Annotated in this window: 23 protein-coding genes; 15 read left to right on the top strand and 8 right to left on the bottom strand. The window is 68.3% G+C overall.

Annotation, left to right across the window (positions count from 1 at the left end; genetic code table 11):
* Positions 1 to 21: 21 nt before the first annotated feature.
* The 3 genes from cydB to ASC46_RS10350 all read right to left on the bottom strand — a co-directional run bounded on the left by cydB (position 22) and on the right by ASC46_RS10350 (position 3388).
* The gene (gene cydB, locus ASC46_RS10360; protein WP_055459226.1) at positions 22 to 1026 is read right to left on the bottom strand and encodes a cytochrome d ubiquinol oxidase subunit II; all 1005 of its coding nucleotides are present in this window, start codon (positions 1024 to 1026) and stop codon (positions 22 to 24) included.
* A 10-nt stretch (positions 1027 to 1036) separates the two neighbouring features.
* Positions 1037 to 2434 (bottom strand): cytochrome ubiquinol oxidase subunit I, encoded by a 1398-nt coding sequence (locus ASC46_RS10355; RefSeq protein ID WP_055459225.1) that lies wholly within the window; start codon positions 2432 to 2434, stop codon positions 1037 to 1039.
* A 108-nt stretch (positions 2435 to 2542) separates the two neighbouring features.
* On the bottom strand, positions 2543 to 3388 hold the full coding sequence (locus ASC46_RS10350) for a uracil-DNA glycosylase (protein ID WP_055459224.1): 846 nt from the start codon (positions 3386 to 3388) through the stop codon (positions 2543 to 2545).
* Between the two features lie 201 nt (positions 3389 to 3589).
* Between ASC46_RS10350 and ASC46_RS10345 the strand changes: the two genes are divergently transcribed.
* The 3 genes from ASC46_RS10345 (at position 3590) to ASC46_RS10335 (ending at position 8260) form a co-directional block, all read left to right on the top strand.
* Positions 3590 to 5266, top strand: coding sequence for an electron transfer flavoprotein-ubiquinone oxidoreductase (locus ASC46_RS10345; RefSeq protein ID WP_245280521.1), 1677 nt, complete (start codon positions 3590 to 3592; stop codon positions 5264 to 5266).
* A 174-nt stretch (positions 5267 to 5440) separates the two neighbouring features.
* The gene (locus tag ASC46_RS10340) at positions 5441 to 7225 is read left to right on the top strand and encodes a tetratricopeptide repeat protein (RefSeq protein WP_055459223.1); all 1785 of its coding nucleotides are present in this window, start codon (positions 5441 to 5443) and stop codon (positions 7223 to 7225) included.
* Between the two features lie 123 nt (positions 7226 to 7348).
* On the top strand, positions 7349 to 8260 hold the full coding sequence (locus ASC46_RS10335; RefSeq protein ID WP_055459222.1) for a 4-(cytidine 5'-diphospho)-2-C-methyl-D-erythritol kinase: 912 nt from the start codon (positions 7349 to 7351) through the stop codon (positions 8258 to 8260).
* 3 nt (positions 8261 to 8263) lie between these two features.
* Here the strand turns inward: ASC46_RS10335 and ASC46_RS10330 are convergent, their stop codons facing one another.
* A complete protein-coding gene (locus ASC46_RS10330; protein ID WP_055459221.1) occupies positions 8264 to 9280 on the bottom strand; it encodes a polyprenyl synthetase family protein in 1017 nt (338 codons plus the stop codon).
* 146 nt (positions 9281 to 9426) lie between these two features.
* Here ASC46_RS10330 and ASC46_RS10325 point away from each other — a divergent pair, with 146 nt between their 5' ends.
* Complete coding sequence (locus ASC46_RS10325; protein ID WP_055459220.1) at positions 9427 to 9651, top strand: putative signal transducing protein; 225 nt, start codon at positions 9427 to 9429, stop codon at positions 9649 to 9651.
* On the top strand, positions 9644 to 10423 hold the full coding sequence (locus tag ASC46_RS10320; protein WP_055459219.1) for a tRNA1(Val) (adenine(37)-N6)-methyltransferase: 780 nt from the start codon (positions 9644 to 9646) through the stop codon (positions 10421 to 10423). The genes ASC46_RS10325 and ASC46_RS10320 overlap by 8 nt, the downstream gene beginning before the upstream one ends.
* Before the next feature lie 3 nt (positions 10424 to 10426).
* Here the strand turns inward: ASC46_RS10320 and ASC46_RS10315 are convergent, their stop codons facing one another.
* Positions 10427 to 10750, bottom strand: a complete 324-nt coding sequence (locus ASC46_RS10315) for a hypothetical protein (RefSeq protein ID WP_055459218.1) — start codon at positions 10748 to 10750, stop codon at positions 10427 to 10429.
* 164 nt (positions 10751 to 10914) lie between these two features.
* On the opposite strand from ASC46_RS10315, the gene ASC46_RS10310 reads away from it, so the two are divergent.
* Positions 10915 to 11772: a S49 family peptidase gene (locus tag ASC46_RS10310; protein ID WP_055459217.1), complete on the top strand. Its 858-nt coding sequence runs from the start codon at positions 10915 to 10917 to the stop codon at positions 11770 to 11772.
* Between the two features lie 7 nt (positions 11773 to 11779).
* On the opposite strand, the gene ASC46_RS10305 is transcribed toward ASC46_RS10310, so the two are convergent.
* Both ASC46_RS10305 and ASC46_RS10300 read right to left on the bottom strand, forming a co-directional pair.
* Entirely contained in the window at positions 11780 to 11995 is a 216-nt protein-coding gene (locus ASC46_RS10305) for a hypothetical protein (protein WP_055459216.1), read from the bottom strand.
* Positions 11996 to 12020: 25 nt separating this feature from the next.
* Positions 12021 to 12428, bottom strand: coding sequence for a hypothetical protein (locus ASC46_RS10300; RefSeq protein ID WP_055459215.1), 408 nt, complete (start codon positions 12426 to 12428; stop codon positions 12021 to 12023).
* Between the two features lie 256 nt (positions 12429 to 12684).
* On the opposite strand from ASC46_RS10300, the gene ASC46_RS10295 reads away from it, so the two are divergent.
* The 5 genes from ASC46_RS10295 (at position 12685) to ASC46_RS20835 (ending at position 16963) form a co-directional block, all read left to right on the top strand.
* Complete coding sequence (locus tag ASC46_RS10295) at positions 12685 to 13599, top strand: glycine--tRNA ligase subunit alpha (RefSeq protein ID WP_186438029.1); 915 nt, start codon at positions 12685 to 12687, stop codon at positions 13597 to 13599.
* Between the two features lie 110 nt (positions 13600 to 13709).
* Positions 13710 to 14408 (top strand): DUF3800 domain-containing protein, encoded by a 699-nt coding sequence (locus tag ASC46_RS10290; protein WP_072249477.1) that lies wholly within the window; start codon positions 13710 to 13712, stop codon positions 14406 to 14408.
* Positions 14409 to 14415: 7 nt separating this feature from the next.
* On the top strand, positions 14416 to 16548 hold the full coding sequence (glyS, locus tag ASC46_RS10285) for a glycine--tRNA ligase subunit beta (RefSeq protein WP_055459214.1): 2133 nt from the start codon (positions 14416 to 14418) through the stop codon (positions 16546 to 16548).
* 7 nt (positions 16549 to 16555) lie between these two features.
* A complete protein-coding gene (locus tag ASC46_RS21240; RefSeq protein WP_157672329.1) occupies positions 16556 to 16720 on the top strand; it encodes a hypothetical protein in 165 nt (54 codons plus the stop codon).
* Positions 16721 to 16816: 96 nt separating this feature from the next.
* Positions 16817 to 16963 (top strand): DUF3096 domain-containing protein, encoded by a 147-nt coding sequence (locus tag ASC46_RS20835; RefSeq protein WP_019401147.1) that lies wholly within the window; start codon positions 16817 to 16819, stop codon positions 16961 to 16963.
* Here ASC46_RS20835 and ASC46_RS10280 read toward each other — a convergent pair whose 3' ends face one another.
* A complete protein-coding gene (locus ASC46_RS10280) occupies positions 16964 to 17842 on the bottom strand; it encodes a DMT family transporter (RefSeq protein WP_055459213.1) in 879 nt (292 codons plus the stop codon).
* Between the two features lie 117 nt (positions 17843 to 17959).
* Here ASC46_RS10280 and ASC46_RS10275 point away from each other — a divergent pair, with 117 nt between their 5' ends.
* The 4 genes from ASC46_RS10275 (at position 17960) to ASC46_RS10260 (ending at position 23590) form a co-directional block, all read left to right on the top strand.
* The gene (locus ASC46_RS10275) at positions 17960 to 18523 is read left to right on the top strand and encodes a MarR family winged helix-turn-helix transcriptional regulator (protein WP_055459212.1); all 564 of its coding nucleotides are present in this window, start codon (positions 17960 to 17962) and stop codon (positions 18521 to 18523) included.
* 115 nt (positions 18524 to 18638) lie between these two features.
* Entirely contained in the window at positions 18639 to 21317 is a 2679-nt protein-coding gene (gene ppdK / locus ASC46_RS10270; RefSeq protein WP_055459211.1) for a pyruvate, phosphate dikinase, read from the top strand.
* Between the two features lie 55 nt (positions 21318 to 21372).
* Complete coding sequence (locus tag ASC46_RS10265) at positions 21373 to 22188, top strand: potassium channel family protein (protein ID WP_245280520.1); 816 nt, start codon at positions 21373 to 21375, stop codon at positions 22186 to 22188.
* 190 nt (positions 22189 to 22378) lie between these two features.
* Positions 22379 to 23590, top strand: coding sequence for a cell wall hydrolase (locus ASC46_RS10260; RefSeq protein WP_055459210.1), 1212 nt, complete (start codon positions 22379 to 22381; stop codon positions 23588 to 23590).
* Positions 23591 to 23648: the final 58 nt, after the last annotated feature.

Here is a 23648-nt window from a genome sequence, read left to right as displayed (position 1 = left end):
GTGGCAGCGGTAAACGCCGCGCTAGTGGTAGCCCTCGCCCTCCTTCAGCTTGCCGCGGAAGGTCCAGTACACGAAGACCGTGTAGCCGAGGATCATGGGCAGGAGCGGCAGGGTCCCGATGAGGAGGAAGATCTGCGCCGCCGGCACCGCCGCGGTGTCCCACACCGTCAGGGTCGGCGGCACGAGATAGGGGAAATTGGAGATGGCGAGCCCGGCGTAGCACAGGAGGAAGATGCCGATCGTGCTGAAGAACGGCAGCGCCGTGCGCCCCTGGCGCATGCCGCGCCAGGCGAGCAGGCCGAGCACGGCCGTGGCCGCCGGCAGGAGCCAGAGGAAGTAGATGTTCGGCGCCGCGAACCAGCGGTCGGCGATGCGCTCGAACGAGGCCGGCGTCCAGATGCTGACGAGCGCCGCGCAGATGCCGACGGCGATGAGGAAGCCGGGCGCCAGCCGGCGGGCATGGTCGGCGGTCGGGCCCTCCGTCTTCATCATCAGCCAGCAGCAGCCGATGAGGCCGTAGCCGGCGACGACGCCGACCCCGCACAGCAGCGGGAACGGCGCCAGCCAGTCGAAGGAGCCGCCGGCGAACTCCCCGTTCTCCACCCTGATGCCCTGCAGGAGGCCGCCGAGGATGACGCCCTGGGCGAAGGCCGCGACGATGGAGCCGCCGGAGAAGGCGAGATCCCACATGCGGTGCCGGGGCTTCGACACCCAGCGGAACTCGAACGACACCCCGCGGAAGATGAGGGCGAGCAGCATCACGATGACCGGCAGGTAGAGCGCCGGCATGATGACGGCATAGGCCTGCGGGAAGGCGACCCACAGGCCGCCGCCGCCCAGGACGAGCCACGTCTCGTTGCCGTCCCAGAAGGGGGCGACGGAGTTCATCATCTCGTCGCGGCGCGCCTCCTCCTGCGTCGTGGGAAAGAGGATGCCCATGCCGAGGTCGAAGCCGTCGAGGATGACGTAGAGCGCGACGGCCGTGGCGATCAGCCCGGCCCAGATGATCGGCAGATACCACTCCATGGCACGCTCCTCATTGTCCGGGTTGCATGGCGGCGCGGGCCGCCTCCTCGGCTGCCGACAGCGGCCGGTTGGGCAGCCCCCTCGGCTCGGCGGCGACCTCCGGTGCCGGTCCCTTTACGATGAGCCGATTGATGTAGCGGATGCCCATGGTGAAAACGATGCCATAGACGACGAAGAAGAGCGCGAGCGTGAAGGCGACGGTCTCCATGGCGACTGGCGAACGGGCGTCGGCCGTGCGCAGGATGCCCGTCGCGACCCACGGCTGGCGGCCGATCTCGGCTACGAACCAGCCGGCGATGATGGCGATGAAGCCAGTCGGCCACGCCCATGACGCTGCCCGGAGGAATGTGCGGGAGGTGAACAGCCGGCCGCGCAGCCAGAGATAGCCGCCCCAGAAGGCGAGCCCGATCATGAGTAAACCGAGGCCGACCATGACGCGGAAGGAGAAGAACACCGGCACCACCGGCGGCCGGTCCTCGGACGGGAAGGCCTTCAGGCCGGGGTAGATGCCGTTCCAGTCGTGCGTGATGATCAGGCTGCCGAGATGGGGAATGGCGATCTCGAAGTCGTTCGATTCGGTCCGCTCGTTCGGCCAGGCGAAGAGGACGAGCGGGGCCACCTCGCTCTCCGGCCAGTGTCCCTCCATCGCGGCGAGCTTCACCGGCTGGTATTTGGCCGTCTTGAGGCCATGCGCATCACCGATGACGGCCTGCAGCGGCGCGAGGATCAAGGTCATGCCGAGACCCATGCCGATCATCGTGCGGCCATGACGCTCGTGCGCCCCGGCGAGCAGGTAGCGTGCGCCGACGGCGAGAACGACGATGGCCGTGGTGAGATAGGCCGCGGCCACCATATGCGCGAGGCGCAGCGGAAAGGTGGGGCTGAAGACGATGGCGAGCCAGTCGACCGGATAGGCGATGCCGTCGCGCACCTCGTGCCCGGTCGGATATTGCATCCAGCTGTTGGCCGAGATGATCCAGAAGGCCGACATGCAGGTGCCGACCGCCACCATGAGCGCAGCGAAGAAGTGCAGTGCCGGCGGCACCCGGTTCCAGCCGAAGAGCATGATGCCGAGGAAGGTTGCTTCCAGGAAGAAGGCTGTCAGCACCTCGTAGCCGATGAGCGGGCCGATGGTGTTGCCGACCACCACCGAGAAGCGGCTCCAGTTGGTGCCAAACTGGTAGGACAGCACGATGCCGGACACGACGCCCATGGCGAAGGACACGGCGAAGATCTTCGTCCAGAAGCGGGCGAGGGTGCGGTAATGCTCGTCGCCCGTATAGAGCCAGCGGCCCAGCAAAGTGGTGATGAAGGCGGAAAGGCCGATGGTGAAGGCGGGGAAAATGATGTGGAAGGTGACCGTGAAAGCGAACTGGATGCGCGCCAGCATCGTCGCGTCGAGATCCATGTCGTCACCTCCGGGGATCGTGCCTCGATTCGGAATGACGCGAGATATTACATCACAATTGTGCAGGTTTCGCCACGAAAGCACCGCCGGCCGCCGCGGCGGGCGGTTTCAGCCCCGGGGGGCGCCGGCCGTCTCGTCGAGCACCTTCCTCAGGGCGCGCAGGTCGCGCCACGCAAGCCGCTTCTGCGCCGGCTGGCGCAGCAGATAGGCGGGATGGAGCGTCGCGAGGGCCCGGATGGTGCGCCGGCCCGTCTCGTAGTCGAACCACTTGCCGCGCGTGCGCAGGATGCCTTCGCGCACTCCGAGCAGCGCCTGGGCCGACGGGCCGCCGAGGCAGACGAGCACGTCCGGGTCACACAGCTCGATCTGGCGCTCGATGAAGGGGCGGCATATCGCCGCCTCCTGCGGCGTCGGCGTGCGGTTGCCGGGCGGGCGCCACGGCACGATGTTGGCGATGTAGACGCTGCCGCGGTCGAGGCCGATCGCCGAGAGCATCCTGTCGAGCAATTGTCCCGAGCGGCCGACGAAGGGCTTGCCCTGGATATCCTCCTCGCGCCCCGGCGCCTCGCCGACCAGCATGACGCGGGCGCCCGGCGTGCCGTCGGCGAAGACGAGGTTCTTCGCCGTCGCCTTCAGGGCGCAGCCGTCGAAGGCCGCGAGCGCCTCGCGCAGCTCGTCGAGGCTGGTCGCCCCGCGGGCCGTGGCGCGGGCGGCAAGCGCCGTCTCGTCCGCCGAGGCCGCAGCGGCAAAGGCCGGAGCGGCCGGCTGCCGCGGCTCCGACGGCGCGGGGGCCGGGCGCGCCTGTTCCCCGCGCGGCTGCGGCCGGTCCGGCTCGGCGAAGCGGTCGTGCGGCGCCTCGTCGAGCGCCAGGTCGACGCCGGCATCGACATAGAAGGCAAGGAGCGCTTCGAGCGCTGCCTCGCGGGCTCCGATCTCGGCGGGAGGATGCGACATGCCGGCATTCTAGAGGCGCCACCGGCACCTTGCCAGTGCCGGATCGCCGCCGTCCTCCGCTTCGAGAGGTCGCGCCCGCAGTGCAACATGCAGTCTGGAACGGGTCGAAGACTTCGCGTATCGATGATTGCAGCACATATGGAATTGTTCGTATACAAATAAAAAATCCGCCGGGGTGCTGATAAGCCAAGGAGTGGCCTGATGGATCTGCCCGAACGGGAGCGAATGGACTACGACGTCGTCATCGTCGGCGCAGGCCCGGCCGGCCTTGCTGCTGCGATTCGCCTCAAGCAACTCGCTGCCGAGGCGGACCGGGACGTCTCCGTCGTCGTCGTGGAGAAGGGCTCCGAGGTCGGCGCCCACATTCTCTCGGGCGCGGTGATCGACCCCGTCGGCCTCGACCGGCTGCTGCCCGACTGGCGCGAGGATCCCGAGCGGCCGCTGAAGACGCAGGTTACAGCCGACCGCTTCCTCTATCTCGGCCCCGCGGGCGGCGTCAGGCTGCCCAATGCCCTGATGCCGCGGCTCATGAACAACCACGGCAATTTCGTCGGCTCGCTCGGCAATGTGGCGCGCTATCTCGCCGCGCGGGCGGAGGCGCTCGGCGTCGAGATCTATCCGGGCTTCGCCGCCGCCGAGGTGCTCTACGGCGACAAGGGCGAGGTCGTCGGCATCGCCACCGGCGACATGGGCGTCGGCCGGAATGGCGAGCCCAAGGCCGAGTTCACCCGCGGCATGGAGCTGCGCGGCAAGTATACTCTCCTCGGCGAGGGCGCGCGGGGCTCGCTGTCGAAGCAGGTCATCCGGCGCTTCTCGCTCGACGAGGGCCGCGAGCCGCAGAAATTCGGCATCGGGCTCAAGGAATTGTGGCAGATCCCGCCAGAGAAATTTGAGCCCGGCCTCGTCCAGCACTCCTTCGGCTGGCCGCTCGACAACAGCACCGGCGGCGGCTCCTTCCTCTACCACTTCGACGACAACCTGGTCTCGATCGGTTTCGTCGTGCACCTCAACTATTCGAACCCGACCCTGTCGCCGTTCGACGAGTTCCAGCGCTTCAAGACCCATCCGATGATCCGGGGCATGCTGGAGGGTGGCAAGCGCATTGCCTACGGCGCGCGCGCCATCACGGAAGGAGGCTTCCAGTCGGTGCCGAAGCTCGTCTTCCCCGGCGGGGCGCTCATCGGCTGTGCCGCCGGCTTCGTCAACGTGCCGCGCATCAAGGGCTCGCACAACGCCATCCTGTCCGGCATGCTCTGTGCCGAAAACGTCTTCGCGGCGCTTGGCCAGGGGCGGGAGCACGACGAACTCGCCGGCTACGAGACCGGCTGGCGCGGCTCCGATATCGGCCGCGACCTGCACAAGGTGCGCAACGTCAAGCCGTTGTGGTCGCGCTTCGGCACCATGGCGGGCGTCGCCATCGGCGGCATCGACATGTGGACGAACGAGCTCCTCGGCTTCTCGCTCTTTGGCACGCTCGGCCACGGCAAGCCCGATCACGCGACCTTGAAGCGAATCGACGAGGTCAAGCCGATCACCTACCCGAAGCCGGACGGCATCGTATCCTTCGACAAGCTCTCGTCCGTCTTCCTGTCCAACACCAATCACGAGGAGGACCAGCCGGTCCACCTCAAGCTGGCCGATCCCACGATTCCGGTGGAGCGGAATCTGCCGCTCTACGGCGAGCCGGCGCGCCTCTACTGCCCGGCGGCGGTCTACGAGGTGGTGTATGACGACGCGGCGGCGCGGACCAATCCCCGATTTGTGATCAACGCGCAGAATTGCGTGCACTGCAAGACCTGCGACATCAAGGACCCGGCCCAGAACATCACCTGGGTGACGCCGGAAGGCGGCGGCGGACCCAACTATCCGAACATGTGAGGCCATTCGGCATCGAGCCGTGGCCGTCGCGCCCGGCTCGATGCCGACGGGTCGTTCGTTTACCCGCCGCTATTGCCGATGCACCGCAAAAAGGTCATGTTGCGCGGTGATAGAAGAAGGCGCCGCGCTTCCCCCGCAAGCGGCGCAAGGGCGGCAAGAGAACACGTGATTCACATGACCTTCAGGCGCTTCTCGCGCATTGCCATTTCGGCTTGCTGCATCTTTTCCGTCATGGCCTTCGGGCAGCCGGGCACGCTCTCGGCCAAGGCTGAGGACGTGGAACTCGCCATCGACAGCCTGCCCGGGCCGGCCGAGAGCGTCGAGGGCAACTATCTTGCAGCAGTGGTCGCCGGATCGGCGCGCGACACGCGGGCGGCGGCGCTCTACTTCCGCGAGGCGTTGCGGGACGATCCCCGCAATCCGGAACTCCTGGAGCGCGCCTTCGTCGCGCTGCTCGCCAACGGCGATATGGAGGAGGCCTTCTCGGCCGCGCGCCAGCTGCTGCAGCGCGACGCCAACAACGGCCTTGCGCGCCTTGCCCTCGGTGTCGAGGCGATGAAGGCGCGGCGCTATGTCACCGCGCGCAAGTATCTCGGCAGCGGCGGGCGCGGCCGCGCGGCGGACCTGACGGCGACCCTGCTGTCGGCCTGGTCCTGGGTGGGCTCGGGCAACCTGCGCCGCGCGCTCGACACGGTCGAGCGGCTCAAGGGCGAAAATTCCTACAACGTCTTCCGCGACTATCACGCGGGCCTCATCGCCGCTGTCGGCGGCAATCGCCGAGAGGCGGAAAACCGGCTGAAGGCGGCCTACGACGTGGAGCGCACGACGCTGCGCGTCGTCGATGCCTACGGGCGGCTTCTGTCCGTGCGCGGCGAGGCGGAGGAGGCCCGGCGCGTCTATGAGGCCTTCGACCGGCTGCTCCCCCGCAACCCCATCGTGCAAGACGCGCTGCAGCGGCTCGAGGCCGGGGAGCGCCTGTCGTCGCTCATCGCCAACACCCAGGAGGGAGCGGCCGAGGTGCTCTACGGCCTTGGGGCTGCGGGCAACAGCCAAGGCGATGAGATTGCGGCGCTCATCTATCTGCGCCTTGCGACCTTCCTCGCACCGAAGCACGAGCTTGCCATCGTCACGCTCGGCGACATGCTGGAGCGGCTCAAGCAATATGCTTCGGCCATCGAGGTTTTCGAGACGATGCCGGCGAACTCGCCGCTCAGGTCGAGCATCGACATCCAGATTGCCGTCTCGCTGGAGCTCATGGGCGAGAAGGACAGGGCCCAGAAGCATCTCGAGGAACTGATCGCCGCCAATCCGGACGATGTCGAGGGCCTGATCGCGCTCGGCAACCTCCTGCGCTCGCGCAAGGACTTCGCCGCGGCGGCCGAGGTCTACACCCGCGCCGTCGAGGCCATCGGCACGCCCGACCAGTCGCGCTGGACGCTCTTCTACTTCCGCGGCATCGCCTACGAGCGCTCGAAGGAATGGCCGAAGGCCGAAGCGGACTTCAAGAAGGCGCTGGAACTCGCGCCCGAGAGCGTCGGCAGCGACCGGGCGCTCGTGCTCAACTATCTCGGCTATTCGTGGGTCGACCGGCACATGAACCTCGACGAGGCCTTCGAGATGCTGAAGCGGGCCGTCGAGCTCAGGCCGCGGGACGGCTATATCGTCGACAGCCTCGGCTGGGCCTATTACCGCCTCGGGCGCTACGACGATGCGGTGCGTGAGCTGGAGCGCGCCATCGAGCTGCGCCCGTCCGACCCCACGATCAACGACCACCTCGGTGACGCCTACTGGCGCACGGGCCGCAAGCTCGAGGCGAAGTTCCAGTGGAACCACGCGCGCGACCTCGACCCTGAGCCCGAGGACCTCGTCAAGATCCTCGAGAAGATCGAGAAGGGCCTGCCTGACGAAGAAAAGCCCGCGGCCGCCGAGGCCGTCGAGAAGCCGAAGAACGGCGGGTGAGTAGACGGGCTTTCGGATGACGGCGCCGTGGTACGTCTCCTTCTCCCGGCCGGCGGAGAGGGAGATGTCAGCGTCAGTACTCCCTCAGGAAATAGGAACCCGGCTGCAGTCCGATAACCGCTCATGACCGTGCAGCCGCACCTTCGTCCCACTCCCGCCGGCCATCTCCTCGTCGAGCGTGCGCCGGCCAAGGTGAACCTGTCGCTGCACGTCACCGGCCGGCGGGCGGATGGCTATCATCTGCTCGAAAGCCTCGTCGCCTTCGCCGGCTGCGGCGACCGCCTGTCGCTCGATCCCGTCCGGCCGCTCGGTCTCACGGTCTCCGGCCCGGGCGCGGAGGCCGCGGGTGGCGGGCAGGACAACCTCGTGCTGCGGGCCGTGCACCATCTCATGGCCCGGCGGCCGGGCCTCGTGGCCGGACATTTCCATCTCGACAAGCGCCTGCCGGTTGCGGCCGGCCTCGGCGGCGGTTCGTCCGACGCGGCGGCGGCGCTGCGCCTCATGGCGCGGCTCAACGGCCTCGGCCTCGACGACCCGGCCATCCGCGCCGCCGCCGTTGCGACGGGCGCGGACGTGCCCGTCTGCCTCGACGGCCGGGCGCGGGTCATGGCCGGCATCGGCGATCTCCTCGCACCGCCGCTCGGCCTGCCGCGGCTCTTCGCCGTCCTCGTCAATCCGCGCACGCCGCTGGCGACGGCCGACGTCTTTCGCGGCCTCGGGCTTCGTGCCGGTACGATGAGGGAGCCGACACTGCAGCCGGTGGCGCCGGCTGACGGATGTGGCCGGAGCGAGGTTCTCGCCGTGCTCGCCAAGGCGCGCAACGATCTTGAGGCGCCGGCGAGGACGCTGTCGCCGGCGATCGCGGAAGCTCTCGCCCTGCTGCGCAGCCTGCCGGAGTGTCGGCTCGCCCGCATGTCCGGCTCGGGCGCGACCGTCTTCGGCCTGTTCGACGATTGCCGTGCCGCAGCGCGTGGGCGCCGCGCGATCGCCGCCGCGCGCCCGGCGTGGTGGGCGCGCGCGACCTCTCTGCGCTGACGGTCAGTAGGCGCGGGCGATGCAGAAGGCGACGGCGTCGAGGAGCGCCGTCTTCATCGGCCCGTCAGGGAAGGTGGACAGCGCCTCGCAAGCAGCATCGCCATAGGTGCGGGCCCGCGCGATGGTGTCGTCGATGGCCCCGTGGCGGCGCATGATGCGCTGCGCCTCGGCGAGATCCTCGTCGCGCACCTCGCCCTTCTCCAGCGTGCGGTGCCAGAAGGCGCGCTCGGCCTCGTCGCCCCGCGCGAGTGAGAGCACGACGGGCAGAGTGATCTTGCCCTCGCGGAAGTCGTCGCCGACGTTCTTGCCGAGGCTGGCGCTGGAGCCGCCGTAGTCGAGCGCATCGTCGATGAGCTGGAAGGCGATGCCGAGACTGGTTCCGTAGCTGCGGCAGGCGGCTCGTTCGTGGGCCGGGCGGGCGGCGAGAATGGGGCCGACCTCGCAGGCGGCGGCAAAGAGCGCGGCCGTCTTCGCCTCCACCACGGCAAGATAGCCCTGCTCGGTGGTGGCAAGGTTCTTGGCTGCCGACAGCTGCCACACCTCGCCCTCGGCGATGACGGCCGCCGCATCGGCGAGCACGGCGAGCGCATCGAGCGAGCCGACCTCGACCATCATCTTGAAGGCCTGGCCGAGCAGGAAATCGCCGACGAGCACGCTCGCCTCGTTGCCCCACACCATGCGGGCGGCGAGCTTGCCGCGGCGCATGTCACTCTCGTCCACCACGTCGTCGTGCAGCAGCGTCGCGGTATGCATGAACTCGACGCTCGCGGCGAGCTTGACATCGCCGTCGCCTTCGTAGCCGCAGAGCTGGGCGGTGGCGAGCGTCAGCATCGGGCGCAGGCGCTTGCCGCCGGAAGAGATGAGATGGTTGGCGACCTCGGGAATCATCGCCACGTCCGAACCTGTCCGCGACAGGATCATCTGGTTGACGCGGGCCATGCCGGGGGAGACCAGCGCCACCAGCCTGTCTATACCGGTCTGCTCCCGCGTGCGCTCCTCCATGGGGACGACGACACCCACGCTCTCTTCCTCCAACTTGACGCCACCAGCAGCCGCGACAAATAGCGATATTTGCTGCACCTTGCACGCACCAATGACGGGCCGCAACGGGCCCCGTTGCCGCAAGGCGGGACCGGCCAGGCTCTCGGGCGCAGGAAGGCGGGGGAATGAAGGAACTCATGCGCACCAACGATATCGTGCTTTTGGGGGCTGCCGAGGCGCTTCTCAAGGCCGCCGACATCCCCTGTTTCGTCGCCGATGCGCATATGAGCATCCTCGAGGGATCAATCGGCGCCTTCCAGCGGCGCCTGCTCGTTGCCGATGACGAGGAGGTCCGGGCGCGCCGCCTTCTCGGCGATGCGGGGTTTGCGGCAGAGCTGCGCGATGCATGACGGGGAGCCGGCCGCTTGCGGCGACGTGACCGAGGATGCCATGCTCGACGGGCGCCTGCGGCTCGTGCAGCCTCGCAAGGGTCACCGGGCCGGGTCGGATGCCGTGCTGCTGGCGGCGGCGTGCGGTGCGGTGGGCGCGGAGACGGTGGCCGATTTCGGTGCCGGCGTCGGTGCCGTCGGCCTCATGGTCGCGGCGCTTCACCCGTCTTGCCGCGTCGTGCTCGTCGAGAACGATCCGGCGCTCGCTGCGCTGGCGCGGCGCAATGTTGTGCTCAACGGGTTCGAAGGCCGCTTCTCGGTATGCGAGGCCGATATCCTTGCGCCGGCCGCCATGCGGCGGAAGGCCGGACTGTCCGCATGTTCGGCCGATCTCGTGGCGACGAATCCGCCCTTCTGGCCCGCGGGGCGGGTGCGGAACTCGCCCGATGCGGCGCGCCGGGCAGCGCACGTCATGGCCGACGCCGCTCTTGTGGGATGGTTGCGCGCCGCTGCAGACGTGCTCGTGCCGGACGGACGCCTCGTTCTCATTCACCGGGCGGACGGGCTCGCCGGGCTCCTTGCGGCGCTGGCAGGCCGCTTCGGTGACATTGTCGTGCGCCCGGTCCACCCCCGCCCTGACAGGCCTGCCGTACGGCTGCTCGTCGCTGCCCGCAGGGGCAGTCGCGCCCCGCTGCGGCTGCTGCCCGGCTTCGTGCTCCACGAGCCGGATGGACGCTTCACGCCGGAGGCGGACGCCGTGCATCGGGGCAGGGCGTCCGTCGCGATGGGCTGATGGTCACCACCTGCGGCAAACGCGGCTCGGTCCCCAATCGGTGAAGACGGTGCGGCAGACGACGCGCGACCGCGGCGGCGGTCCCCAGTAGCGGCCGTCGCGCCAGCGATGCCCGCGCCAGTGGCGGCGGTGATATCGCGGGTGTCCCCAATAGCGGCGTGGCGGGCCGTAGTAGTACTGCACTTTCTCGACGCCTGTCGCCGTCGTGGCCAGCTGGCTGGCGCCCTGCGAGGTGGCGAGCGGGCTTGCCGCTGCCGGCTGGGCGGCCGTCAGGCCGAGAAGAGCGGCAAACAGCGCCGCTGCACCGATCCTGCTCATGCGGAACATCACTTCCTCCTTCCTCGCCGGCTTCGGGCGGAGCCTTTCCGGCGAAATCCCGGACATCATGGGTGATGGCACATGAACCGACGATGTATGGAAACATCCGCGCCTTGTTTCCCCCCGGGGGGCGGCTATGCTGGCGGCCCTGCACTGCCATCCCGCAAGGTGCCATGGTTTCAGCGCCCCTGTTTCTGAGACGCTTCCTGCCCGCACGCTTCCGCGCCCGCCAGCCGCTGGTACCGGTCGTGCGCCTGCAGGGCACCATCGGCATGCCCATGCCGCTGCGCTCCAACATCACCCTCGAATCCGTGGCGAGATCGCTCGAGACGGCGTTCGGCTTCGGCGATGTCGCGGCCGTGGCCCTCATCGTCAATTCGCCGGGTGGGTCACCGGTGCAGTCGCATCTCATCATGCAGCGTGTGCGCGCCCTGGCCGACGAGAAGGAAGTGCCGGTCTTCGCCTTCGCCGAGGATATCGCCGCTTCGGGCGGCTACATGCTTTTGCTCGCGGCCGACGAGATCTTCGCCGATTCCTTCTCGCTCGTCGGCTCCATCGGCGTCGTCTCGGCTGGATTCGGCTTCGACAGGCTCATTGAGCGCCTCGGCATAGAGCGGCGCGTCTACACGGCGGGCGACCGCAAGATGATCCTCGACCCGTTCCGGCCCGAGCGGCCGGAAGACGTGGCACGCCTCAAGGACATCCAGGCCGAGATCCATCGCAAGTTCATCGCCATCGTGCGCGAGCGGCGCGGCGCCCGCCTCCATGGCAGCGACGACGAGCTCTTTTCGGGCGCCTTCTGGTCGGCGCAGGAAGCCCTCGACCTTGGCATCATCGACGGCATCGGCGATCTCCGTTCGGTGATGCGCCAGCGCTTCGGCGACAACGTGCGCCTGCCGCTGGTCGCCGACCGGCGATCGCTGTTCTCACGTGGGCTCCTGGGCAGGTCTGAGGCCTCGGCCTTCGTCGATCCTGCCGAAGTTGTCGCCGCGCTGGAGGAGCGGGCGCGCTGGGGACGCTTCGGCCTTTAGAGGCCGCTCAGCGGTCGCGGCAGACCACCGGCTCCCCGTAGCCGCCATAGACCACCCGGATCGGCTTGAGGCACGGTGCGGTCTGCGACCGTCCGGAGCGGGAGACCGCCGGCGAGCCGTCGGTCTCCGTCATGACTGGCCCCCTGCCCATGGCGCTGACGGCGAGGGGTGTCAGCGCCGCGGAAAGCGCGGCAAGGGCGGTGATGGCGAGCAACGTGCGCATGGCGGGGGCCCCGATTTCCGATTGTTCAGCGCTGCGGGAGAGGTTGGCAGGCGTACCAGAGGGCATGGCCGTTGCGGTCATAGACGACGCGCAGCGGCATGCCGCAGCTATCGTCGGCGCTTGCGGCCTGCAGCTGCGGCGGTCGACGCGGCGGTACGCGCCTGTTGCAGGCCGCGCCCGGCTGGCAATTGGAACTGCTGGCGCGGGTGAGGCGGTCTCGCGCCAGGATGCGACGGTAGATCTCATGATCGTTGCCGCCCTCGCCGGAGCTGCCCAGGCCGCCGGCTCCGCCACCGCCGCCACCGCCCTGTCCGCCGCCGGCGGACTGGGCGAGGGTAGGGGACGCGGCGTTGAGGGTGAGCATCCCGGCGGCGCCTGTGGCGATGGCGAGGGCGAGCATGGTGGCCCGCGTGGTCTCCGTCATGGTCGTCATGGCCGTTCTCCGGTTCCGTAGGCGGTTCGTTCCGCCGACGACAGGAGCATGCCCTGCGCCTCGTCCTGGCGATGTGCGCCGCTGCACCTGGCCTGCAACCATGGGGTGAGCCGGGGGAAGGTGCCTTCATGCGCAGAGGAAGCCGTTGACTTGAAAGGTCTGGCGGCTAGGTTGCCGCGATCCCGCCTGCGGGCGGACGGATGTTCTCGATGAAGGGGCGGCGATGAGCGCGGCCGAACGGATGACTGATAGCCACATGAGCCCCGCGCGATCCTTCCAGGGGCTGATCCTCACCCTGCAGCGCTTCTGGGCGGAGCGCGGCTGCGTCATCCTGCAGCCCTACGACATGGAGGTTGGAGCCGGCACCTTCCATCCGGCGACGACGCTGAGGGCGCTCGGCCCCAAGCCCTGGCGGGCGGCCTACGTGCAGCCCTCACGCCGGCCTAAGGACGGGCGCTACGGCGAAAACCCCAACCGCCTGCAGCATTACTATCAGTTCCAGGTCATCCTGAAGCCGAGCCCGAAGGACCTGCAGGACCTCTACCTGCAGTCGCTCTATGCCATCGGCATCGATCCGGCGCTGCACGACATCCGTTTCGTCGAGGACGACTGGGAAAGCCCGACGCTCGGCGCCTGGGGCCTCGGCTGGGAGTGCTGGTGCGATGGCATGGAGGTGAGCCAGTTCACCTACTTTCAGCAGGTGGCGGGCTTCGAATGCGCGCCGGTGGCGGGCGAGCTGACCTACGGGCTCGAGCGCCTCGCCATGTATGTCCAGGGCGTGGAGAACGTCTACGACCTCAACTTCAACGGTGGCGAGGGGGCGAACAAGGTCACCTATGGCGAGATCTTCCTGCAGGCCGAGCAGGAATATTCGCGCCACAACTTCGAACATGCCGACACCGAGATGCTCTTCCGCCACTTCAAGGACGCGGAGGAGGAATGCCGCCGCCTGATCGCGGCGGGCACGGCGGGCGACGGCGACAACGACAGGCGCCACAAGCTCGCCCTGCCGGCCTATGACCAGTGCATCAAGGCGAGCCACGTCTTCAATCTGCTCGACGCTCGCGGCGTCATCTCGGTCACCGAGCGCCAGAGCTACATCTTGCGCGTGCGCGAGCTCGCCAAGGCTTGCGGCGCGGCATGGCTGGCGACGGAAGGGGGCGGAATGTGAGATACAACGTCCCTTGATTTCTCGACCGTCTGTCGTCATATCAGACATGCGGTCGAGAGGGCTGCCCTATGCGGTCCGCTGAACCAGGTGTTCACTCGGCTGCTTTTCTTATGCACATCCTCTATCTCGACGACGCCGGATCACCCAAGAATGCCGCCGAGCGACATTTCGTTCTGGCGGGGGTGAGCGTCTTCGAGCGCCAGACCTTCTATCTTGAAACCGAGCTCGACAAGCTCGCCGCGACGCTCGACCACCCCGAGCCGGAGAAGCTCGAATTTCACGGCAATCAGATTCTTGCCGGGCGCGGTTACTGGCGGAAATTTCCCCAGAGCCGTCGCCGCACCGTGCTGCTGGATGCGCTCGCCTGCGTTCGCAGGCTCTATGGGCAATGGGCGCTTTTCGGTGTTGTCGTCGATAAGGCAGCCGTGAGCCCCGAAGATCCGGTGGAATATGCTTTTGAAGAGATTGCATCTCGCTTTGACAAGACACTCCGGCGCATGCATCTCGACGGCAATTCCCAGCGCGGGCTCATCGTCTTCGACAAGTCGACAATGGAGACGCGCATTCAGGCGCTGACGACCGAGTTCCGATTTTCCGGGCATCGCAATGGCAAGTTACACAACCTTGCAGATGTGCCGTTTTTCGTCGACTCGGCTGCCTCGTGTCTCGTTCAGTTCGCCGATCTCGTGTCATATGCGCTTTGGCGCAGATACGAGAAAGACGACAGTGAATTTTACGACGTCATCGACGGCATGTTCGCTGCCGAAGGTGGTGTTACCCATGGCCTCCTCGTGAAGCGGCAAGATTGACGGAACTATGCCCGATCTTCTCCTCGAACTCTTCTGCGAAGAAATCCCTGCCCGCATGCAGCGCAAGGCGGCGGAGGACCTGAAGAAGCTCGTCACCGACGCGCTCGTCGAGCGTGGCCTCGTCTATGAGGGCGCCAGGGCCTATGTGACGCCGCGCCGGCTCGCCCTGCAGGTCGTCGGCTTGCCGGCCCGGCAGCCGGACGTGCGCGAGGAGAAGAAGGGCCCTCGCGTCGGCGCGCCCGAGAGCGCCGTGCAGGGTTTCCTGAAGAGCGCCGGCCTCGTCTCGCTCGACGAGGCGAAGGTCGTCACCGACCCGAAGAAGGGCGAGTTCTACGTCGCCGTCATCGAGCGCCCGGGCCGCGACACGCCCGAGGTCGTCGCCGAGATCGTGCCCGACGTCATCCGCAGCTTCCCCTGGCCGAAGTCGATGCGCTGGGGCAAAGCCTCCGCGGAGCCGGGCGCGCTGCGCTGGGTGCGGCCGCTGCACTCCATCCTGTGCACCTTCGGCCCCGAGACCGAGATGCCGGACGTGGTGCGCTTCGAGGTGGGCGGCATCGCCTCCTCGGACGTGACCTTCGGCCACCGCTTCATGGCGCCGGGCCTCATCCTCGTGCGCCGCTACGACGACTACGTCACGTCGCTGGAACAGGCCAAGGTCGTGCTCGACCTTGACCGGCGCAAGGACATCATCCTCAACGAGGCGAGGAATCTCGCCTTCGCGCAGGGGCTCGAGCTCGTCGAGGACGAGGGGCTGCTGGAAGAGGTGGCCGGCCTCGTCGAGTGGCCGGTCGTGCTGATGGGCTCCTTCGACGAGGACTTTCTCGCCGTGCCGCCGGAGGTGATCCGCGCCACCATCCGCGCCAACCAGAAATGTTTCGTGCTGCGCGACGGCAAGACGGGCAAGCTCGCCAACCGCTTCATCCTCGTGTCCAACGTCGAGGCGAAGGACGGCGGCGCGGCCATCGTCGCCGGCAACGGCCGCGTGGTGCGCGCCCGCCTGTCGGACGCCAAGTTCTTCTGGGAGACGGACAAGCGCACGAGGCTGGAAGACCGGCTGCCGAAGCTCGATTCGATCGTCTTCCACGAGAAGCTTGGCACCCAGGGCGAGCGCGTCGCGCGCCTCGCCGCGCTGGCGCGCGAGCTTGCCCCGATCGTCGGGGCCGATGCGGACAAGGCCGAGCGGGCCGCACGCCTCGCCAAGGCTGATCTCGTCAGCGAGATGGTCGGCGAGTTCCCCGAACTGCAGGGCCTCATGGGTCGCTATTATGCCACCGAGCAGGGCGAGGATGCGGCGGTCGCCGCCGCCGTCGAGGACCATTACAAGCCGCAGGGCCCGTCGGACCGAGTGCCGGACGCGCCGGTCAGCATCGCGGTGGCCCTCGCCGACAAGCTCGACACCCTCGTCGGCTTCTGGTCCATCGACGAGAAGCCGACCGGCTCGAAGGACCCGTATGCGCTCAGGCGCGCGGCGCTCGGCGTCATCCGGCTGGTGCTGGAGAATGGCGTCCGGCTGAAGCTCGTGCAGTTCCTCGACGATCTCGTCGTCGTCGGCCGGCTGACGTCGAGCTACGAATTGCCGGCCGGCACGCCGAAGGTCTCGACGCTCGAGGACCTCCTCGCCTTCTTCGCCGACCGTCTCAAGGTCTATCTGCGTGACAAGGGTGCGCGGCACGACCTCATCGATGCCGTCTTCGCGCTCGAGGGCCAGGACGACCTCGTGCTCATCGTCCGGCGCGTGGAGGCGCTCGGCCGCTTCCTCGACACCGAGGACGGCAGGAACCTGCTCGCCGGCTACAAGCGGGCCGCCAACATCCTGCGCATCGAGGAGAAGAAGGACGGGCGCAGCTACGGCGGGGCGCCCGACCTTGCGCTCATTGCCCGGGCCGGCCAGATCGAAGAGAAGGGCCTTGCCGTGGCGCTCGATGCGGCGCGGCGCGACGCCTCTGCAGCCGTTGCGCGTGAGGATTTTGAGGGCGCCATGCGGGCGCTCGCGGCGCTGCGCCCCGCGGTCGATGCCTTCTTCGACAAGGTGACGGTCAATGCCGAGGATCCCGCCCTGCGCGAGAACCGGCTGAAGCTGCTCAACGCCATCCGCGAGGCGACCCGCGAGGTGGCGGATTTCTCCAGGATCGAGGGCTGATCACCGAATGCCCTCGATCGCCGCCGGCATGGCCGGGCTTGTTCAACGCAAGGCGGGCTTGTCCGACTTGCGGCCCTTCCAGGAGACGCAACGCGCATGCGCGGTGCTGTTGCCATCCACGCCTTATGCGCGCCTGGGGCTGAACGCCCGCGAGCGCGGGCATGATGCGTGAGGGCGGTTCGGCGGACTGAAGGCCACCGCCGGAACAACCGGCGATTGCGCGGCGTTGCCTGTCGGGCTTGACACTACGCCCTGACAGGAGAGCGCCATGACCGCCAATCTCATCGTCATCCAGCCGCTGGTCGCCCTCATCGCCGGCGTGCTGATCCTCATCGTGCCGCGCTTGCTCAACTATATCGTCGCGCTCTACCTCATCCTCGTCGGCATCCTCGGGCTCTTCGGCGGCCGACTCTGATCAGGCCGGGCTGCGCCTGGGCGTGACGAGGAAGACGCCGCCGGCGATGAGCGCGAGGCCGGCGAGCATAGCGAGCGTCACCGTCTCGGCGAAGACCGCGACCGCGATGGCCACGCCGAAGCCGGCCGCGACATAGCCGATCTGGCTGAGATAGACCGGCCCTGCGACACGCTGCAGCTGGAAGTAAAGCACGTACATCAGCGCCGAGACGCCGACCTGCGCCGCGATGATGGCGCCGGACCCGCTCGCCGGTCCGCGTGCCAGGAGTTGCGTGCCGTTGACGGCCACGAAGGGCGAGAGCCACAGCGCGCCGGCGAGCAGCATGGCGGCGGCGAGCGCCATCGGCGCGGAGCCCTTCGGCCAGTAGAGCGTGCGATGCACATTGCCGAAGGCGACGGAGAGCGGCACCAGCAAAGCGGCGAACAGCCAGGCCGGCGAGGTGCCGTCGGCCCGCGCGATCATGTTGGCGACGACGAGCGCCGTGCCGAGGCAGCCGAGCACCAGTCCCGCGATGCGCTTGCCGGACGGCGCGTCGATCCTGACGGACACGGCGAGGGCGTAGGTGATCAGCGGCGACAGGGCATAGGGCACCGAGGCATAGGCTGCACCTGCCCGGGCCGCCACCTCGAAGCCGATATAGTTGGGTGCCGCGACGGCGAGAAGGCCGGCGAGCGCGTAATAGACGAGATGTTCGCGCGTCAGGGCCGGCCGTTCGCCGCGGGCGGCGGCGAGCACAAGCAGCACGACGCCCGCGCCGAGCGCCATCCAGAAGGCGAATTCCGGCCCGGTGATGCCGATGGCAGCGGCGCCCTTGGCAAGATTGACCGTCAGGGCGATGAGAAAGCCGACGCTGACGAGCAGCGCGAGTGCGGTGGACATGCGGGTTCCTCGAGCAGTGCGTCGTCGGGCGCCCTTGCGCAGGGCGGCCACGGACGGCAGAATATCTTTGAGTTAATAATCTTGAATTCAAGATAACTGTCAAGCGGGTGAAACGGGATGGACGAGGCGATCGGGCCAGAGCGTGCGGAGCGCATCGCGGAGCAGTGGCGGCGGGAGCGGCCGGACATCGACCCTTCGCCGATGGTGCCGCTCGGCCGGCTGTCGCAGGCGGCGCAGCTGCTCTCCGAGCGGCTGGCGGCGGTGTTCCGCGATCACGGCCTCGGCCGGGGGGATTTCGACGTGCTCGCCTCGCTGCGCCGCTCCGGGGCGCCCTATGCGCTGACGCCGACGGCGCTGTGGTCGCAGCTCATGCTCACCTCCGGCACCATGACGAGCCGTCTCGACCGGCTGGAGAAGAACGGTTTCATCACGCGCGAGCCGTCGCCGCAGGACCGACGTGCCGTGATCGTCCGCCTGACGGACAAGGGGCTCGCCACGGTCGATGCGGCCGTGGTCGACCATGTCGCCAACGAGCGGCGCATCCTTTCCGCCTTCTCGCCCGGAGAGGTCGAGCAACTGTCCGAGCTTCTCGCCCGCCTCATCGCCGCGCTGGGCCGGGTGGAGGAGGGCGCGCCTGCGGCGAAAGCGCGCAATGCGGAGCCGCCGTCAAAATCGATTTGAGGGGCAGCGGCAGGAACTCACCCGTCCTTCGGCGCATTGCCTTTTGCGCCCGGATGGGCCAAGCCTTCAGCGCCTGTGCTGCAGGCGCGAAGAGTGACCACGAACGGGGTCGGTGATGACGAAATGGGTCTACACCTTCGGCGATGGCACGGCCGAAGGCGAGGCGGGGATGCGCAACCTCCTCGGCGGCAAGGGCGCCAACCTTGCGGAAATGTCGAACCTCGGGCTGCCGGTGCCGCCCGGCTTCACCATCACCACCGAAGTCTGCACCTATTACTACGATCACGAGCGCAGCTATCCCGGCGACCTCGCGGCCCAGGTCGAGGAGGCGCTCGCCCATGTCGGCCGCCTGACCGGCAAGACCTTCGGCGATGCACGCAACCCGCTGCTCGTCTCGGTCCGCTCCGGCGCCCGCGCCTCGATGCCGGGCATGATGGACACCGTGCTCAACCTCGGCCTCAACGACGTCACGGTCGCTGCCGTCGCCGCTGCGGCCGGCGATGCGCGCTTCGCCTGGGACAGCTACAGGCGCTTCATCACCATGTATTCGGACGTCGTCCTCGGCGTGGAGCACCACCATTTCGAGGAGGCGCTGGAGGACTACAAGGCCCGCAAGGGCTATGACCTCGACACGGATCTCCTCGCCGAGGACTGGCAGGTGCTCGTCGCCCGCTACAAGGAGATCGTGGCGAAGGAACTCGGCAAGCCCTTCCCGCAGGATCCGAAGGAGCAGCTGTGGGGCGCCATCGGCGCCGTCTTCGGCTCCTGGATGAACAACCGCGCCATCAAGTACCGCGAGCTGCACGCCATCCCCGCCTCCTGGGGTACGGCCGTCAACGTGCAGGCGATGGTCTTCGGCAACCGCGGCGAGACCTCGGCGACCGGCGTCGCCTTCACCCGCAACCCCTCGACGGGCGAGAAGGAGCTCTACGGCGAGTTCCTCATCAACGCCCAGGGCGAGGACGTGGTGGCGGGCATCCGCACGCCGCAGGACATCACCGAGAAGGCGCGCCTCGCCTCCGGCTCCGACAAGCCGTCGATGGAACAGGCGATGCCGACCGCCTATGCGGAGCTCGTGCGAATCTACGAACTGCTCGAGCGCCACTACCGCGACATGCAGGACCTCGAATTCACCGTCGAGGAAGGCAAGCTGTGGATGCTGCAGACGCGCTCGGGCAAGCGCACGGCGAAAGCCGCGCTCAAGATCGCGGTCGATCTCGCCAGCGAAGGCCTCATCTCGCGCGAGGAGGCGATCACGCGCATCGATCCGCTCGCGCTCGACCAGTTGCTGCACCCGACCATCGACCCCAAGGCAGAGCGCCGCGTCATCGCGAGCGGCCTGCCGGCTTCGCCCGGCGCGGCTTGCGGCGAGATCGTCTTCTCGTCCGAAGACGCGGAGGAGGCGAAGAAGGCCGGTCGCAAGGTGATCCTCGTGCGTGTCGAGACGAGCCCGGAGGACATCCACGGCATGCACGCGGCCGAGGGCATTCTCACGACCCGCGGCGGCATGACCTCGCATGCCGCCGTCGTCGCTCGCGGCATGGGCAAGCCCTGCGTCTCGGGCGCCGGCTCCGTTCGCGTCGACTACCGGAACGGTGTGATGCTCGCCGCCGGCCAGACCTTCAGCAAGGGCGACGTCGTCACCATCGACGGCTCGACCGGCCAGGTGCTCGCGGGCGAGGTGAAGATGCTCGAGCCCGAGCTCTCCGGCGAGTTCGCCACCCTCATGAGCTGGGCGGACGGCGTGCGCCGCATGAAGGTGCGGGCGAATGCCGAAACGCCGCTCGACGCGAAGACCGCGCGCAACTTCGGCGCCGAGGGCATCGGCCTGTGCCGCACCGAGCACATGTTCTTCGACGGCGACCGCATCGTCGCCGTGCGCGAGATGATCCTCGCGGATGACGAGGCCGGCCGCCGCGCCGCCCTCGCCAAGCTCCTGCCCATGCAGCGGGCCGATTTCGTCGAGCTCTTCACCATCATGCAGGGCCTGCCGGTGACGATCCGGCTGCTCGACCCGCCGCTGCACGAATTCCTGCCGCACACCGACGCGGAAATCGCCGAGGTGGCCGCGAGCCTCAAGGTGGACGAGGACAAGCTGCGCCGCCGCGCCAGCGAACTCTCCGAATTCAACCCGATGCTCGGCTTCCGCGGCTGCCGCCTCGCGGTACGCTATCCCGAGATCGCCGAGATGCAGGCGCGGGCCATCTTCGAGGCGGCGGTGGAAGCCGGCAGGCGCACGGGCGAGCCCGTCGCCGTCGAGGTCATGGTGCCGCTCGTCATGACGCGGGCCGAGCTCGACCTCGTCAAGGGCCGCATCGACGCCATGGCCGCGGCTGTGAAGGCCGAGACTGGGGTCGCCGTGCCCTATCAGGTTGGTACCATGATCGAGCTGCCGCGGGCCGCGCTGCGCGCCGGCGAAATCGCCGAAACGGCGGCCTTCTTCTCCTTCGGCACCAACGACCTCACCCAGACGACACTCGGCATCAGTCGCGACGACGCCGCGTCCTTCCTCGGCACGTACACGGCCGGTGGCATCCTGCCCGCCGATCCCTTCGTGACGCTGGACCAGGAGGGCGTCGGCGAACTCGTGAAGCTCGCGGCCGAGCGCGGCCGGGCGGCGCGCTCCGACCTCAAGCTCGGCATCTGCGGCGAGCACGGCGGCGACCCCGATTCGATCCGCTTCTGCGAGGGCGCCGGGCTCGACTACGTCTCCTGCTCGCCCTACCGCGTGCCGATCGCTCGCCTTGCGGCGGCGCAGGCGGCGCTCGGCACGAGGGCGGCGAGCCAGGCCTGACGGCGTCATGGCGCAGGGCGGGGCGAGGAAGAGAGGCGCAGGCCGACCGCAGGAGGTGGCACGGCGGCGTCCCCTCGCCGAAACCGTCTCGCCCCCGCGCGCGAAATGGCGCCGACGCCTCGCCATCCTCTATTTCGGCGACAGCCGGCCGAGCTTCTGGTTCCGGCTCGGGCTGATCGGCTTCGATGCGGTCACCATCCTTTATTTTCTGATCGCCACGGTCATCTATCCGGAAGGGGACCGCCACTGGATCGATTATCTCGTGGCGGCGGTGCTGACCGTCGACTACGCGGCACGCATGGCGATCGCGCCGACGCCCTGGCGGTTCCCGCTGCGCGGGGCCTCGCTTGTCGACGCGATCGTCATCTTCTCGCTCGTGGTGCCGGTGCTCGCCAACAACTTCGCGTTCCTGCGCCTCCTGCGCATCTCGCGCTTCCTGCAGTCGCCCTACATGTCGCGCGAAATCACGGCGATCTTCCCCGCCTACCGCGAGAACGAGGAGGCGGTGAGGGCGAGCGTCAACCTCGCCGTCTTCATCCTGATGATCACGTCGGTCGTCTTCGTGTGGGAATACGGCCGCAACCCGGGCATCAACAACTATCTCGACGCCCTCTATTTCACCGTCACAACGCTGACGACGACCGGCTTCGGCGACATCATCATGACCGATACGGTCGGGCGGATGCTGACCGTGGTCACAATGGTTGTCGGCGTCGCCATGTTCGTGAACCTCGCGCGGGCTCTGTTCCGGCCCACGAAGGTCTATCACGCCTGTCCATCCTGCGGGCTCGAGCGGCACGATGCCGACGCGGTGCATTGCAAGCACTGCGGGCGCGTCCTCAACATCGCCTCGGAGGGGTTTTCCGACTGACCGTCCGCTTTGGCACAGATCGCTCGGGCGCCGCTTAACCGTCTCTCAACGTTACGACGCGATAACTTTTCGGGAGAGGGGCGGGCATTTGCCTGTGGCGGAGCCGCAACGCTTGTCCGTCCTTGCCTGGTGGTCATGAGCGGCGTTGGGTGACATGCGTTTGCGTCGTGTGCGTTGGCGACGGTCGAGAATGGCGTGGATCTGCGGCACGGTGGCGCCGTGGGCGCTCGCCGGCGGCATGCTCGTCTCCTTCACCGCGAGCGCCGGGCAGGACCTGTCGAGCGGCATCAGCGCCGCTCCGCTCGCGCCCGTCCTCGCCCCCAGGCTCGGCAACCTCGTGCCGTCCTCCGCTGCGCTCGGCGAGGCGCTGCTGCGCGGGCCGGCCGGCGGCGCGGGCGATCTTTTCGATATCGCCGCTCTCGATCTGTCGGATCCGCAGCCGGATGATGCTGCGTTCGAGGCTCCGCCGCGCGACGAGATGAAGGCGGAGCCCCCGGGCTATCCGGAGGTCGATCGCAACCTCAAGGGCGATCCGCCGGTCGCCTTGCGGCCGAGCCTCAGCCGCCTCGGCCGCAGCGAGCGGGAAGGGCGCGCCGCCATGCTGTCGCGCATGCTGCTGTCGCGCGACGAGCGCCTGCTGCCCGCCACCATTCTCATGCCAGGCGCGCTCGACATCCCCTCGCCGGACGAGATGGTGGCTTTCGAGCCGTGGTCGAGCGAGAGCGACACGATGACCGAGCGCTCCTTCGCGCCCCGCTCGCCCGCGGTCGCAGCCAGCGCCGGCACAGGCATCACTGTCGTCGACGGTGCCACCCCCGCCGTCGCCCGCGCCGAGAGCCTCGCCTCTGCGACGCCGGCACCGGCGGATGCGACGCCCATGGAGATCGCCGGGGCGCCGGTGTCCTACGCCGCTGTGCGTGTCGGCGACGGCCTGTCGATCGTCGAGAAGAACGACGAGCGTCCGCAATATGCCGATCTGATCGATCCCGAGCGGATGTCGAGCGAGCAGCGCTGCCTCGCCGAAGCCATCTATTTCGAGGCCCGTGGCGAGAGCGAGGCGGGGCAGGCCGCGGTGGCCCAGGTGGTGCTCAACCGTGTGCGCTCGGGCCTCTACCCCTCCACCGTCTGCGGCGTCGTCTATCAAAACCGCCACCGCTACAAGGCGTGCCAGTTCTCCTTCGCCTGCGAGGGCCGCTCCCTGCGCATCACCGAGGCCGGCCCGTGGCGACGGGCGGTACGCGTCGCCCGCGAGGTCACGGAGGGCACGACCTATCTCGCCGATGTCGGCGGCGCGACGCACTACCACGCCGATTACGTGCGCCCGTATTGGGCCAAGCGCCTGAAGAAGAAGGACGTCATTGGCCGGCACGTCTTCTACCAGCTCCGGCCCGGCCAGCGCTGAGCGGCTTTACCTTAACAGCGCGTTATCGTTGCGCCGGCGCGGCTTTCGGCCTTTCGTT

Source organism: Chelatococcus sambhunathii (assembly GCF_001418005.1).
Classification (GTDB): domain Bacteria; phylum Pseudomonadota; class Alphaproteobacteria; order Rhizobiales; family Beijerinckiaceae; genus Chelatococcus_A; species Chelatococcus_A sambhunathii.
The sequence above is the reverse complement of the archived record's forward strand: the minus strand, read 5'-3'. Positions and strand labels throughout refer to the sequence as shown.